Below are 14146 nucleotides of genomic sequence, written 5' to 3'. Positions count from 1 at the left end.
ACATAGGTATTGTTTGTTATATTAGGGCCTCACACAATAACGAAATTGGGTGAATAGTTGTCACATTGGTATTCTCTTCAATTTGCCATTTACAGGTTTCACAATCGGTAATGGCGTAATCTGGTTTAGCGGCTTTTATTTGATCAAATACGTTTTTACCAATAGCGATAGAGGTATCGTAATTCTCTGTTTTAAAACCATAAGTGCCAGCTAAGCCACAGCATTCACTGTCTAATACTTGCACTTCTAATCCTGGAATTGCACGTAACAATTCGATGGTGTAAATATTGCCGCCACTGCGCTCTAAATGACAAGGCGTATGGTAGACAATCTTCTTATTAAGTGGTTTCATTTTAGGACCACGGCCATTCATGATTTCTTTTAATAAAAAGCGCGTCACATACTCTATTTTTTTCGCTACTTTGCTGTTATCAACATCTAATACGTGAGGGTATTCTTGTTGTAACGTAAATGAACAGGTAGAAGAGGTCGATAAAATCGGCACATCTCTACGTTCAATCGCAGCTTCTAAATTAGCAACATTAAACTCGGCATTTTTCTGTGCTTTTTTATGGAAGCCATTAGCAATAAGAGGAACACCACAGCATTTTTCTTTATCTAATAACTGCACGCCAATATGCATGTTGTTCATGACACGGATAAAGTCTTTACCTAGTTGTGGATGATTATAATTAACAAAACAGCCGTGAAAATAATGGACTTGTTGTTGGTAGATTGACTGATCAGACACTTCTTTTTTATACCAACGGCGGAAAGTACCATGAGAGTATTTTGGTAATGATTTATGGTCATGGACGCCAATGGTTTTATGCATCACTTTTTTAACTAAGGGTACGCTAGTGACGGCGTTTACAATAGGGGCAACAGGTGTTGCTACTGAACCAAATAGGTCAGTATGACTTAATACAAAGTCGCGAATTCCCTTCATGTTATAAGCGGGTTTACCGTGTTTCCCGCGAGCTACTGCGATCATGTCACCAATTTTAACTCCTGATGGGCAGGCCGTTTCACAGCGCTTACAGTTGGTGCAGAGTTTTAAGGTTTCATCATAGTATTCTGGGCTTTTAAAGCGTAAACGTTCACCATCAGGTCCACATTGTTTTGGACCGGGGTAATCAGGGTTCTCTTTAGCTACTGGACAATACACGGTACATACGGTGCATTTTAAACACTGATCAAAACTGGTATTTGCTGGTGCTCTAAAGATTAAGCTATCTTTTGCAAACTTGTCTTTTAGTAGGTTTGAATTGAATAATGGGCTGCTCATAATGCGACCTCTTGTTGTTTTTCTGTTTGGTTGGTGGATAAAAAGTCAGGTTTGATCTGCTTGATTATTGATTCAGCTGCATGAAAGCCAGAGCTAATTGCAACGCCACTTCCGCTGCCTTCTAATACAGGGTTATAACCAGATAAGATGGCACCTGCACAGTAGAAGTTATCAATAACATGACCTGATTTTATCGCTTGTAGTTGTGGTGTTGTTTTTACACCCATGCTTAAAAATGGGTGTGATTGTGGACTAAAAAAAGCAGAGCTGTACCAATCTGTACGAGAAGCCGTTTGGTCCATATCTAGGCCAAAAATAGGTTCTTCCATTGAATCTGCACTTGCTTTTAAGCCTTGACTAAAGAAACTGCCAGTGGCTAGTACAAACTGTTTTGCTTGCAGTGGGAAGTCACCATGATTTTTAGTAAATATACGGTTTAAACGATAATGTGAATGCTCAGGATCTTCTTTATCAACGTAAGAAAACTCTCCTTGGATAACATGGTCTCCATTAAGCAAAGTGCCACCTTGATTAATGAAAGCGTGTTTCATGGTTTCTTCTAATCGAATACCCAATAATGACGGCGGCATGGTTGGAACTTCACACAAGGTCAATTGAGTTAACGCTTCAATCTCCTTTAAAAGCCCCAAACCTTTGCCATTACCAAAAATAGCCGGAATTACGACAAGATCGCCGGGATTCGCGTGTTGCTGCAGTGCATGTGCAAATTCTTGTAGGTTCGCTCGTTTTGCTAATAATCGAGAAAGATCAATAGAGCGTAATTCACAGTGATTGCGTTGAATGTCATTAAAAGCAGACAAAGAGACGGTTGCTGTTGAAATTTCAACATCAGATAATTGAGTGATTTGCTTTAGGTTATCTTGCGCTAACTTTGGTTGAAAATCACGAAAGCCATCAATCGTCACCAATACTATTTTTTGCACTGTATTGCTTTCTAGTGCCATTGGGAATTGATGAACAAAAGGTTGCGATAACCACGTTGATTTCATTGTGCCTAGTGGCGTTAATCGATAATGATTATGTCCGTTTGTTTGAGAGGTTAGTGGAACACCAATACTAGATAGCGTCGCTTGGTACCAATCAATCGCACGGTTTACCGTTTCTTTTCCTAATGTGGCATAAGGGTGTTCAGGATAATGAGTCGAAAATCCATCAATTGCTGACATAGGGTCGATAACATGCGTGCCATCAGGTGTTTTTGCTAATACATCAACAGAGCCTGATGAGAAGTGTAGGGCACTTTGACCAGAGGCAATCACCGCTGTTTTTAACCCAGCTTCTAAGCAGCGAAGAGCACAGCTTAATCCTGCCATGCCGCCGCCAATGATAATGGTATCGAAATTCATAATGTTGCCTCTTGTTCTTTTTGTTGTTGAGACGTCTCTGTTTGTTCTGACGTTATCGTTGTATCAGTACTGGTGTTCGCGGTTGGTATATCGCTTGCACCAAATAATCCTTCATAAATCCAATAACTGAATTCTGCTTCACGCAATGCATCACCCCAAAAAACGGGTTTAATGCCTTTCCAGCGTTCTTCTAAGAAGTGAGTTAATAATTGGCTTGATTGATTGCCAGAGACTTGTCCACATTCTTCAAATAGCCCAGCAGCGCGATACGTACATAACTCGCCTTGGCAAGGTCCCATACCTAAACGAGTACGACGACGTAGATCGACTAAGTTGTGCACATCTAATTGATTGATGGCATAGTTAATTTCACCTTGAGTTACCATTTCACATTCACAGATAACCGCTTGATCTTTGGCATTATCAGTTAAGAAACGTTGTGCTCGTTCACCATGGCGATAAACCGCACTTTGATAAACAGGTTTTGCTAGGCTTGCGGTTTTTTTCGCTGCGATAGAAGCACTGTTTGACCCCGGGAGTGGACGGCTGTGTGTTGTGCATTGTTGGGTATTATTCAGTTTTTTAGCTACAAGATCCGTGGTCATTTCTGCCATTAAGCGTGATGTCATTAATTTACCGCCGGTAATGGTCGTTAATCCGTTCAGTCCATCTTTTTCACCATGGTCAAGCAAGACAATTCCACGGCTTATATTACGGCCAGAACCATCATCATCTACCGCGACTAAAGGACGTACACCAGCATAAGCGCGAAGTACACGAGTATTCGCCATAATAGGGGCAAGTTTGGCACCTTCGCTTAGTAGAATATCCACCTCTTTAGCGCTAACGTGAAGGTCATCTATTTTGTCATAATCAATATGCTCTGATGTGGTTCCTATTAATGAAATAGTGTCACCCGGTACTAAAATGTCGGCATCAGAAGGCTTACGGCAACGGTTTATTACTAAGTTATTAATACGATAATCTAAGATCAGTAATGAGCCTTTAGCTGGGAACATCTTGATGCTCAAATCAGCGTATTCACAAATGTTTTGCCCCCAAATACCTGCGGCATTAATGACTTCTGATGCGAATATTTCAAATTTTTGATTGGTTCTAACATCAATACATTTAACCCCAAGAACCGTATCTTGGTGGCGAATAAGAGACGTAACATGAGTATGAGTGAGCAAACGCGCACCATTTTCTTTCGCATCAAGCACATTTGCCGCACATAAACGAAAAGGGTCAAGTGTTCCATCCGGCACTTGAACCGCACCAATTAGGTTAGGGTTGACGTTTGGTTCAAGTAGTAAGGCTTCCTTAGGGGTGAGTTGTTTTGCTTCAATACCAGCAATTTGGCATGATTCAATAAACTGCTTTTGAAAATCTAAGTCATCATCAGGAAGAGAGATAAACAGGCCTTGTGTATCTTCAACACAATGCTTTGCGATGTTTTTTAATATTTTATTCTCATGAATGCATTCTTTAGCTGATTCGTTATCCGTAACGGCATAGCGAGCCCCAGAGTGAAGTAAGCCATGATTTCGGCCTGTGGTTCCAGAAGCTAAATCGTCTTTTTCAATTAAAATGCAATCGATACCGCGCAGAGCACAGTCACGCATGATCCCCGTGCCTGTCGCACCACCTCCGATGATGATCACTGACGTTTCTAATCGAGACGTTTTATCCATAATTCACTCTCTTTTTACCACTTATGATGTATGGATCTATGATGATATTTATCTTCTGCACTTTCTTTGATTTAGCGCAATTATGTTCGTTCGAGCATTCGTGTTATTTTCGTTTTGGTGTATAAGTCACATGAATTTCATTAAACGAAGGTGGACTTAGGGGTTTAACCCGATGGTAAAGAGAATAATTTGCGCGTTTTCGAATAGAAGGACGGCGGATTTGCGAGTCATATCAAATTTTATAAAGAACAGATGATATAATTGGAATAATTAGTAATAAATCTAGGGTACTGAATGATGAAAATAACTATAGATAACCAAACATTCACTATCGATGAAGAGTTAACACTTTTAGCAGCTGCAAAGGAATGCAATGTCGAGATCCCGTCACTGTGTGGAAACAACATTAATGGCGAAAAAATACCATGTGATCTGTGTGTTGTAGAAGTTGATGGTCAAGGAATTCAACGCGCTTGTGAAACTCAAGCCGTTGATGGTATGCAAGTGATCACTTCGTCTGAAGTGTTAGCAAAACGTCGTCAAAGTGCATTAAATAAAATTCTTTCTGATCATTACGCAGATTGCGAAGCGCCGTGCCAAACTGCGTGCCCAGCTGGCGTGGATATACAATCATATCTGTACCATATTTCGCAAAATGATCATCAAAAAGCGATTGAAGTCATCAAACGAACATTACCAATGCCATTGTCGATTGGCCGTGTCTGTCCTGCTTTTTGTGAAACAGAGTGTCGTCGTGGCTTGGTTGATGAGCCATTGGCTATTCGTCAACTTAAACGTCACGCCGCTGATGTGGATCTGCATGCTCAAGAATCTTACGTTCCACCGAAAAAAGCAGATAAAGGTAAATCCATTGCTGTAATTGGCAGCGGCCCTGGTGGATTAACCTGTGGCTATTACCTAACCAATGAGGGTTACAGCGTAACGGTGTTTGAGTCGATGCCTAAAGCGGGCGGTTGGCTACGTTATGGTATTCCTGAATATCGTTTACCAAAATCGATTTTAGATAAAGAAATCGAATTGATGTGTCGTAACGGTATGGAAATTCAAACCTCTGTGAAATTAGGTGAGGATTTCTCATTAACACAGTTAAGTGATGAGTATGATGCTGTCTGTTTGGCAGTCGGTGCTTCAAAAGCGGTTGAAATGCATTATCAAGGCAGTGAGCTTGGTGGTTGTTATTTAGGAGTTGATTACTTAAAAGATTACGTAACAGAATCTAAATTAACGACAGGTAAAAAAGTAGCGGTTATTGGTGGTGGCAACACGGCGATTGACTGTGCTCGTACTGCTGTACGTGATGGTGCAGATACTACACTTATTTATCGTCGTACTCGTGAAGAGATGCCCGCTGAAGATTATGAAGTGGTTGAAGCTGAGCATGAAGGCGTTAAATTCCATTTCTTAACTAACCCTGTTGAAAATATTGCCGATGAAAATGGGCGAGTGACTCAAGTTCGTTTAGAAAAAATGGCATTGGGTGAACCAGATGCGTCTGGTCGTCGTAGTCCAAAAGCAACAGGTGAATTCTTTATTGAAGACTTTGATACCGTCATTTCAGCGGTATCACAAAAACCGGATTTAAGCTTTTTAGAGAACGATACGATTGATTTGCCACTGACTCGTTGGAATACGGCTGATTCGAATAGCCTAACCATGCACAGTGGTGTGAAAAACATTTTTAGTATTGGTGATTTCCGCCGTGGTCCTGCAACGGCTATTGAAGCGGTTGCTGATGGGCGTATCGCTGCAGAAGCGATTGATCGTTTCTTTAGTGGTGATATGGAAAAGATCCCAACCAAACAGTTTAATTCTCAAAAAGAGAAGAAGACCAAGCAAGTTGATCCTAAGCATTTTGAACATATCCAAAAAGCAATGCGCGTTATTATGCCAGAGTTAACCGCAGAGCAACGTAAGCAAAGCTTTGATGAAGTTGAAACTGGCTTTGATAATCTAGATGCGATTCGTGAAGCTGAGCGTTGTTTAGAGTGTGCATGTCAGGCAAATACTAATTGTGGACTGCGTGATTACGCAACGGAATATAAAGCGGATGAAACGGATTTGAGCAACGAAAGTAAACAGAAGTTTGCTATTGATACCAGCTCTGAATTCATCGTGTTTGATGCCAACCGTTGTATTAGTTGTGGTCAATGTGTTGAAGCGTGTAACGAAAAAGGTGTGCATGGTGTATTAAGCTTCATGAAGAATGAAGACGGAACCAATGCCTCTCGTCCGGAATGTCGTGTAGGGTTTGAGCACGGTTATCAAATGGGTAATTCAAACTGTGTGCAATGTGGTGCGTGTGTTCAAGCGTGCCCTGTTGGCGCATTGGTTGATTCTCGTGATAAATCTCAAGGCCGAATCGAAGTTTTAAAACCGGTTGATACGATTTGTACATACTGCGGTGTGGGTTGTAAGTTAACCATGATGGTTGATGAATCAACAAACAAAATTAAATACGTTCAAGGCGCGAAATCGTCTCCAGTGAACGAAGGAATGCTGTGTGTTAAAGGTCGCTTTGGTTTTGATTTTGTCAGTAGTGATGAGCGCTTAAAAACACCGTTAATTCGTAAAAATGGTGAGTTAGTTCCTGCAAGTTGGGAAGAGGCGATCACATTAGTTGCTGATAAGTTCAGTACCATTAAATCTCAACATGGCGGCAATGCGCTAGCTGGATTCTCGTCGGCAAAAACCACCAATGAAGATAACTACGCATTCCAAAAATTAGTACGTCGTGAGTTTGAAACCAATAACCTTGATCATTGTGCACGCTTATGTCACTCAACGACAGTAACGGGCTTAGAAGCGTCTATTGGTAGTGGGGCAATGACCAATGATATTCCAAGTATTAAACATTCTGATCTGATCTTTATTATTGGTTCAGATACGACATCTGCTCACCCGATCATTGCTTCTCACATTAAACAAGCCATCCGTCATCACGGTGCTCGTTTGATTGTTGCGGATCCAAAGCAAGTAGATATCTCTGATCATGCAGAGCTGTATGTAGCACAACGTCCGGGTACGGATGTGATGTTACTTAACGGTATTATGCAGCAGATCATCAAAAATAACTGGCACGATCAGGCATACATCGCTGAACGTGTTGAAGGTTTTGATGAACTAAAAGCAGAAGTTATGTCAGAGGCGTATTCACCTGAGAAAATTGAGTTAATCACAGGCGTAAAAGCACAAGATGTGATTGAAATGGCACGTTACATTGGTACTGCTAAACGTACTGCTATTTATTATTCAATGGGTATTACGCAGCATACGACGGGCCATGATAACGTCCGATCTATTGCTAACTTACAAATGCTGTGTGGCAACATTGGTATTGAAGGTGGTGGTATTAATCCACTTCGTGGCCAATCAAACGTACAAGGTGCGTGTGATATGGGTGCGTTGCCAACAGATTTCCCAGGTTACCAAAAGGTCGAGAATCCTGCGGTTTATGAGAAATTTGTAAAAGCGTGGAATAAGCCAACATTGCCAAGTAAGAAAGGCTTAACATTAACAGAAATCATTGATGCAGCCTGCCATGAACAAGTAAAAGGTCTATTTGTCATGGGTGAGAACCCAGTATTGAGTGACCCTGATCAAGCACACGTTATTCACGGTTTAGAGAAATTAGATTTCCTAGTTGTACAAGATATCTTTATGACAGAAACCGCAGCGTATGCTGATGTGATTTTACCGTCGTGCTCATTTGCAGAAAAAGCGGGTCATTTTACCAATACTGAGCGTCGTGTTCAGCGTATCTCACCTGCGGTAAATCCTCCGGGTGAAGCGAAAGAAGATTGGTGGATCATTCAAGAAATAGCTAATGCAATGGGTGGTGAATGGAATTACCAATCGGTTGAAGATATTACTGAGGAAATCACTCAAGTGACGCCTCAGTACCAAGGCATGCATTGGGATGCGATTGGTAAGAATGGACTTCAATGGCCATGTAATGAAGCGAATCCGCAAGGCACTCGTATTATGCATAATCAGCAGTTCTTACGTGGTAAAGGCCAAATGGCAGCGGTTCCATTTAGATATGCGGCAGAGCTTCCAGATGAAGAGTATCCACTAGTATTAACAACGGGTCGCTTATTGGAACAGTATCATACAGGCACCATGACACGTAAAACCAAAGGGTTGAACAACCTTGCTGGTCCGCGCGCTATGATGAGTGTGGCAGATGCTGAGCGTTTAGGCATTTCAAACAGTGAGATGGTTCGAGTATCAACACGCCGTGGCACGATTGAAGCTCCTGCATTTGTGACTAAGCGTATGCAAGAAGGCGTGATATTTGTACCGTTCCATTTTGTGGAAGCGGCAGCGAATAAACTGACGACAACAGCACTCGATCCTCATGCAAAGATCCCTGAGTTTAAAGTTGCTGCAGTGAAGGTAGAAAAGGTATTACAACCAGAGCCTGAAGTCTGCGTATAAATAATGTAATAACGTAAAATAAAATGCCCGATGATTTGAGTTAATCATCGGACATTTTTTTATATGGGTAGTAATACCAATCGTAGTAAATAATTGGTCATCCTAACTGGTTAAAATGCTCGATAACTACGTTGAAATTTATGATTGTAGAATAACTACTTATCTAAAAATTTCGCCTTGTTCTCAAGCATTTTTCCTGCGCTATTTCTGATCACTTACTTACTGTGATTGGTATAAAACGTAATTATTTATTGTTGATTGCGTTCAACTCTGCAATTTTTACGATCACATTAACCGCTTGTTTCATACCATTAATCGTAATGAATTCATGAATACCGTGGAAGTTATAACCACCCGTAAAGATATTAGGGCAAGGTAATCCCATAAAGGATAAACGAGCACCATCAGTGCCGCCGCGAATAGGTTTGATATCTGGTTGAATGTCACACGCTGTCATTGCTTCTTTAGCCAGTTCAATCACGTGTGGGTAAGGTTCTACCATTTCACGCATATTAAAGTAGCTATCGGTTAAGATTAATTCAACACGGCCCTTTTCTAGTTTTGCGTTTAGCTCATCTACTTTTTGCTGCATAAAGGCTTTACGATCAGCCATACCTTCACGGCTAAAATCACGAACAATATAACCAAGTTCAGTTTTTGCTACGCCGCTTCCCATTGATTTTAAATGATAGAACCCTTCATAGCCTTCAGTGCCTTCTGGGGTTTCATCTGCTGGCATCATCATTTGAAATTGAGCCGCGATATTCATGGAGTTAACCATCTTACCTTTAGCTGTACCCGGGTGAACGTTTACACCGTGGCAAATAACATCTGCACTAGTAGCGTTAAAGTTTTCATATTCTAATTCACCCACAGGGCCACCATCGATAGTGTACGCCCACTTGGCATTGAATTTCTCAACATCAAATAGGTTTGCGCCACGGCCAATTTCTTCATCTGGAGTAAAGCCAATGCAGATATCCCCGTGTGGTATTTCTGGATTTGCTTTTAGTACAGCAATTGCTGTTAAAATTTCAGCAATGCCTGCTTTGTTATCGGCACCAAGTAGGGTCGTTCCGTCAGTCGTAATTAAGTCATGCCCAATTAGATTTTTTAAATCAGGAAATTGAGTTGGGTTCAGCTCTTCACCACTAGTGCCAAGCGCAATAATATTACCTTGATAGTTTTCAATAAGCTGTGGTTTTACATCTTCACCTGATGCATCAGGGGCTGTGTCCATATGTGCAATAAAGCCAATTGCAGGAACAGTGTAGTCGACGTTTGAAGGCAAACGAGCCATGACGTAGCCATTGTCATCAAGAGAGACATCAGAAAGTTCAAGCTCAGTTAATTCAGCGATTAATTGCTTTGCTAAATTAAACTGCTTTTCTGTACTTGGGCATTGAGGTGCTGAAGGATTGGATTGCGTATCGATACTTACATAACGAAGAAAGCGTTCTACGAGATCTTTCATGATAGTCACTCTATATAGTTGAAAAGAAGGCAAAGAATGAGTATGGATCAAAAAAGAAGATGAATAATTGCGATGGGTCATAAAAAGTAAATTGGAGTAGCGCACATTTGCGCGCTACTCATACAGATTATTTGTTGTCTTTTGTTTTTAAAATAAAGCCGAATTGGCTAATTAAGTTACTGATTGATTTAAACAGCATTGTACGTTCTGATTTAGAGTATTTTGATAGTTCTTGATGGAACTCGATCACATCAGACATAGTGACACCTAGCCAATCAGGGATGTTGTCGCTACCTGAAATGATCCAACCGATCTCTTTTCGTAGAATAAAGCTTAACGGGATAAGTTTTGATATATGCGGACTAGAAAGTCCACTTGTCCAGTTGATCACTGTTCTTGTTGATACATCACACGCCGTAGCAATTTGAGTGTTGGAAAGCCCTAACTCGGCTTTTCTTAGCTCGATCCGTCGAGAAATGCTTTCCATAGAGGTGTTTTCATCTAACACAATAGACCTCGGAAATATTGATTTTATAATATAAAGAAATGAGGTTGTCATTTATAATGAAATAAGTTTTCTCTTTGCTTTTAAGGAGAATGAAATAAACTTCATAATTTGAAATTAATTTAAAAAATAGGTAAGGATTTTTATCCTTAACAATTACTCATGCCATTTAAATAATTTTGACGCTGTCAATTTTCTTATTTTAATATGAACAAGTTCATTATAATTAATCATAATAAATGGAACGCAGTTAACAATAAATGTAATTAGCCAGATTCTTATCGGTTTACTGCTTATCTTTTTGATTTAAAACAAATAAAGATAATTTTATAGATTAATTGGTTGCATAGTAATCACATTAATACTGTAATGCAAATGGTTTGTAGGGAAAAAGGTTCTTTATTTTTTTTAAATAATTTAAGAAGGATAGTATGTTTTAAAATGTGAATGGAAAAGGTCATTTAAGTTGGTTTCTTCTTTTTCTATTAATATACTTGTTAGTGATAAATAACTGTGTTTATATAGCTTTAGTTACTATTTATTAGTTGATATTTAAATTTATAACAGTCGATTAGGAAGATAAATGGCAATTGAACGCCATATACAAGCATCTGTAACTTTTGAAACACTGCCTTCAGATATTTATTTATTATTTGATGCATTTCGTTCAAACACTGAAACTCGTTCGCACTCTCATTCATGGGGACAGCTGCAAATTATAAGTGGGGGTATTTTAGAGTTAAAAGCGGAAGGTCATCGTTTTTTAGCGCCTTCGCATTTTGCTATTTGGGTTCCTGCTGGTGTTCAGCACCAAAGTTATAACCGAAAACCTATTGCTTATTGTTCTGTAAATATTATTCCTGATTTAGCAAAGGAATTGCCCTCTCATACGTGTTTATTAGAAGTTGGTCCCTTAGTTGAAGCTCTTATTGCAGAGTTGCGCGAGCAGGGTATACAGCAGCCAGAAAATGAACAGGAAGAGAGATTGATCCGAGTTTTATTTGATCAGCTGCTAGTTGCTAAACAGAGTGAGCGCTTTTTACCTACATCTAAAGATAAATTATTAAAACCAATATTAGAAACCTTAGAAGCAAACCCAGCTGATGAAACCTCTTTAGCTGAATGGGCTGCTCGTAATCATACGACAGAAAGAACACTAGCACGTCATTGCCAAAATGAATTAGGGATGAGTTTTACTGAATGGCGATTAAGGATCCGCTATCTTTATTCATTAGAGTTACTACGTAAAAAAATGTCAATTAAAGAAATTGCATTCAGTTTAGGTTACAACCAAACGAGTCCTTTTATTACTATGTTTAAACGTTATGCTGATTGCACTCCAGAACAATATAAATTGAAGCATTCGATTTAAATTAAAGAGCAGTGTTATCGTTCATCATTTTTTGCTGCAAATTTAAAGGCGTAGTAGACAATCGCTATCATGCTTAATGGAATGATGGCAGCAACATATTCTAGCCAACTAGCCTCAGAGAATAAACTACTTAAGATAAAATGACCTATAATTGAAAGGAAAACACACAAAAGAGCAATAGGGATAAGTTTAAGTTCTGATGACATTGGTGTTTCTTCACGGTAAATTAAAGTATAAGAATTTTAACATAAAACACAAAGGTACTGTTGATGGAGAACAATGTCATAGAAAAAGAATGGATTAATTATTTACTCTCAAAACCCTGCAGCGATGATTCATTTCCTTTTGGCCCTGAAGCTCATGTGTTTAAAGTTTTTAATAAAATGTTTGCGTTGATAGGATACCGAGATGGGCAGCTGACTATTACGCTTAAAGCAAAACCGGAAGATGTTACTTTCCTGACTGAAGAATTTAAAGAAATAGAACGTGGTTATCACATGAGTAAGAAGCATTGGATTACAGTAAAGTGCTCAGAAGATATTACGATAAGCATGATAGAGTCATGGGTAGATAATTCTTATGATTTGGTTGTTTCAAAACTTACTAAAGTTCAAAAAATGAAAGTTAAAGAATAGTCATATAGAAATTAGAATCGACTAGCATTCTGTCAGTTTGTTTTTAGATGATACTATTGATAAGCATAATTATATATCTGTTTTGGTAATACAAATAGATGGAGGTTGGTAGAAGATAATTATGAGAATTAGATTATTTTTAACTAAAAAAGTGGTGTTATTAACTATTGCTATTTGTTGTATTGTCGTTATCTGGGTTGTAGAAGAGCTTCATTCGAAGCAACATAATTTTTTACTGAACCTAGATTTAAATAAATTTAAAAGTATAAATGATACATATGGTCATGCTGCTGGCGATGAAGTACTAAAAGAAGTCGCCAAGCGTGTTGTGGCTGTGCTAAGAAGCAATGATATTATTGCTCGGATCGGTGGTGATGAATATTTAGTCTTACTACCTAGGATTAATCAAAAGAAAGACATTTATGATCTGATAACGAAAATTAAATCAGCAGTTAGTGATACCCCAATAGAGTTTAATGGGGCTCTTATTTGTGTTGATACAACGATAGGTTATAGTCTGTTTAATACAGAAATGAAATCGGTTGATGAGTTACTGCATAAGGCGGAGCGAAGTATGTATTTTTATAAACATCGGTAAGTTTATTGAAAATTAAGCCACCTTAATATGATGGCTTATTTATAAATTATAAACTAAAACAACAGGCTAGTTGATAATCATCTCCATTCTTTGCTGTGTATTCTTTATCTTCTCGATGTGCTTTATGGTGTGATTTTTCATCACGTTTTAATAGGCTAATCCAATGACGCATTGCGGCTAAACTGAAATCTTGACTAAAAGTAGTGCACGTCTCCATTTCAATATCTTCTATCGTTACTAACGTATTTTTCCCCGGTTCATGGTGACCAAAGATGATCTCAACATGGCTGCCGCTATTGTCTTTTAAAAGAATGGTATCAGGAGATGAGCGGTGACCGGTAAATGCTACAAACTTTCCTGGGTTACGTAAACCACTGCAACTGCCATCTTTAAAAAATACAACTAAATGATGATAATCCAGTAAGTAGTTGGTTACGTCTTGATGAGACCCTTTTGTTAAAGGGAAAAGTTGATCAAGTAAGTTTTTGATCTGATGTTGCTTTTCTTCAGTATGACCTGCATCTATGTTTTCCACGGCATAGACAGCTTCAGCCATAAACGGGGTTTCTTGTTGTGTATTGTTCGTGTTGTTTATATTTGTGATAGCCATAGTCTTGCCCTCGAATAAATAGTCCTAAAGTCATGCCGTTCTAGTCGACATTGGTAAGTAAGTCACACTGGTCAGAGTTGTTTGCTTACTTGTATTGAAGCTTAGTGTAGTTTTGGTTACAATTTCACAACAAAAACTTAACAGT

The 14146-nt window shown here is 39.1% G+C and carries 11 protein-coding genes; 4 read left to right on the top strand and 7 right to left on the bottom strand.

Annotated elements, in window-relative coordinates:
• Window positions 1-16: 16 nt before the first annotated feature.
• Genes glpC through glpA form a run of 3 tightly spaced genes read right to left on the bottom strand, consistent with a single transcriptional unit; the run spans window position 17 to window position 4349 of the window.
• Window positions 17-1288, bottom strand: a complete 1272-nt coding sequence (glpC, locus tag AC2IP4_RS14790) for an anaerobic glycerol-3-phosphate dehydrogenase subunit GlpC (protein WP_486311004.1) — start codon at window positions 1286-1288, stop codon at window positions 17-19.
• Window positions 1285-2655 (bottom strand): glycerol-3-phosphate dehydrogenase subunit GlpB, encoded by a 1371-nt coding sequence (gene glpB, locus AC2IP4_RS14785; protein WP_486311003.1) that lies wholly within the window; start codon window positions 2653-2655, stop codon window positions 1285-1287. Before glpB ends, glpC begins: the two co-directional genes overlap by 4 nt.
• On the bottom strand, window positions 2652-4349 hold the full coding sequence (glpA, locus tag AC2IP4_RS14780) for an anaerobic glycerol-3-phosphate dehydrogenase subunit A (protein WP_486311002.1): 1698 nt from the start codon (window positions 4347-4349) through the stop codon (window positions 2652-2654). The genes glpB and glpA overlap by 4 nt, the downstream gene beginning before the upstream one ends.
• Before the next feature lie 294 nt (window positions 4350-4643).
• Between glpA and fdhF the strand changes: the two genes are divergently transcribed.
• The gene (gene fdhF / locus AC2IP4_RS14775; RefSeq protein ID WP_486311001.1) at window positions 4644-8807 is read left to right on the top strand and encodes a formate dehydrogenase subunit alpha; all 4164 of its coding nucleotides are present in this window, start codon (window positions 4644-4646) and stop codon (window positions 8805-8807) included.
• Between the two features lie 244 nt (window positions 8808-9051).
• Here the strand turns inward: fdhF and pepT are convergent, their stop codons facing one another.
• Window positions 9052-10281, bottom strand: coding sequence for a peptidase T (gene pepT, locus AC2IP4_RS14770; protein ID WP_486311000.1), 1230 nt, complete (start codon window positions 10279-10281; stop codon window positions 9052-9054).
• Between the two features lie 127 nt (window positions 10282-10408).
• A complete protein-coding gene (locus tag AC2IP4_RS14765) occupies window positions 10409-10789 on the bottom strand; it encodes a helix-turn-helix domain-containing protein (protein WP_486307629.1) in 381 nt (126 codons plus the stop codon).
• Between the two features lie 580 nt (window positions 10790-11369).
• Here AC2IP4_RS14765 and AC2IP4_RS14760 point away from each other — a divergent pair.
• On the top strand, window positions 11370-12158 hold the full coding sequence (locus AC2IP4_RS14760; protein ID WP_375320321.1) for an AraC family transcriptional regulator: 789 nt from the start codon (window positions 11370-11372) through the stop codon (window positions 12156-12158).
• A 14-nt stretch (window positions 12159-12172) separates the two neighbouring features.
• Here AC2IP4_RS14760 and AC2IP4_RS14755 read toward each other — a convergent pair whose 3' ends face one another.
• Window positions 12173-12364, bottom strand: coding sequence for a hypothetical protein (locus AC2IP4_RS14755; protein ID WP_486310999.1), 192 nt, complete (start codon window positions 12362-12364; stop codon window positions 12173-12175).
• 63 nt (window positions 12365-12427) lie between these two features.
• On the opposite strand from AC2IP4_RS14755, the gene AC2IP4_RS14750 reads away from it, so the two are divergent.
• Window positions 12428-12793: an MmcQ/YjbR family DNA-binding protein gene (locus AC2IP4_RS14750; protein WP_375320323.1), complete on the top strand. Its 366-nt coding sequence runs from the start codon at window positions 12428-12430 to the stop codon at window positions 12791-12793.
• Between the two features lie 121 nt (window positions 12794-12914).
• Window positions 12915-13391: a GGDEF domain-containing protein gene (locus AC2IP4_RS14745; RefSeq protein ID WP_486310998.1), complete on the top strand. Its 477-nt coding sequence runs from the start codon at window positions 12915-12917 to the stop codon at window positions 13389-13391.
• Between the two features lie 46 nt (window positions 13392-13437).
• Here the strand turns inward: AC2IP4_RS14745 and AC2IP4_RS14740 are convergent, their stop codons facing one another.
• Entirely contained in the window at window positions 13438-14001 is a 564-nt protein-coding gene (locus tag AC2IP4_RS14740; RefSeq protein WP_486310997.1) for an aldolase/citrate lyase/malate synthase family protein, read from the bottom strand.
• Between the last annotated feature and the right edge of the window lie 145 nt (window positions 14002-14146).

Source organism: Aliivibrio thorii, assembly GCF_057368585.1.
This window is presented reverse-complemented; position numbering and strand designations above follow the sequence as displayed.

Excerpts from the sequence above, each read along its gene's own strand:
- fdhF (WP_486311001.1), top strand. The coding sequence starts at position 4,644 with ATGATGAAAATAACTATAGATAACCAAACATTCACTATCGATGAAGAG.
- glpB (WP_486311003.1), bottom strand. The coding sequence starts at position 2,655 with ATGAATTTCGATACCATTATCATTGGCGGCGGCATGGCAGGATTAAGC.
- glpC (WP_486311004.1), bottom strand. The coding sequence starts at position 1,288 with ATGAGCAGCCCATTATTCAATTCAAACCTACTAAAAGACAAGTTTGCA.
- pepT (WP_486311000.1), bottom strand. The coding sequence starts at position 10,281 with ATGAAAGATCTCGTAGAACGCTTTCTTCGTTATGTAAGTATCGATACG.
- AC2IP4_RS14755 (WP_486310999.1), bottom strand. The coding sequence starts at position 12,364 with ATGTCATCAGAACTTAAACTTATCCCTATTGCTCTTTTGTGTGTTTTC.
- AC2IP4_RS14745 (WP_486310998.1), top strand. The coding sequence starts at position 12,915 with ATGAGAATTAGATTATTTTTAACTAAAAAAGTGGTGTTATTAACTATT.
- glpA (WP_486311002.1), bottom strand. The coding sequence starts at position 4,349 with ATGGATAAAACGTCTCGATTAGAAACGTCAGTGATCATCATCGGAGGT.
- AC2IP4_RS14740 (WP_486310997.1), bottom strand. The coding sequence starts at position 14,001 with ATGGCTATCACAAATATAAACAACACGAACAATACACAACAAGAAACC.
- AC2IP4_RS14760 (WP_375320321.1), top strand. The coding sequence starts at position 11,370 with ATGGCAATTGAACGCCATATACAAGCATCTGTAACTTTTGAAACACTG.
- AC2IP4_RS14750 (WP_375320323.1), top strand. The coding sequence starts at position 12,428 with ATGGAGAACAATGTCATAGAAAAAGAATGGATTAATTATTTACTCTCA.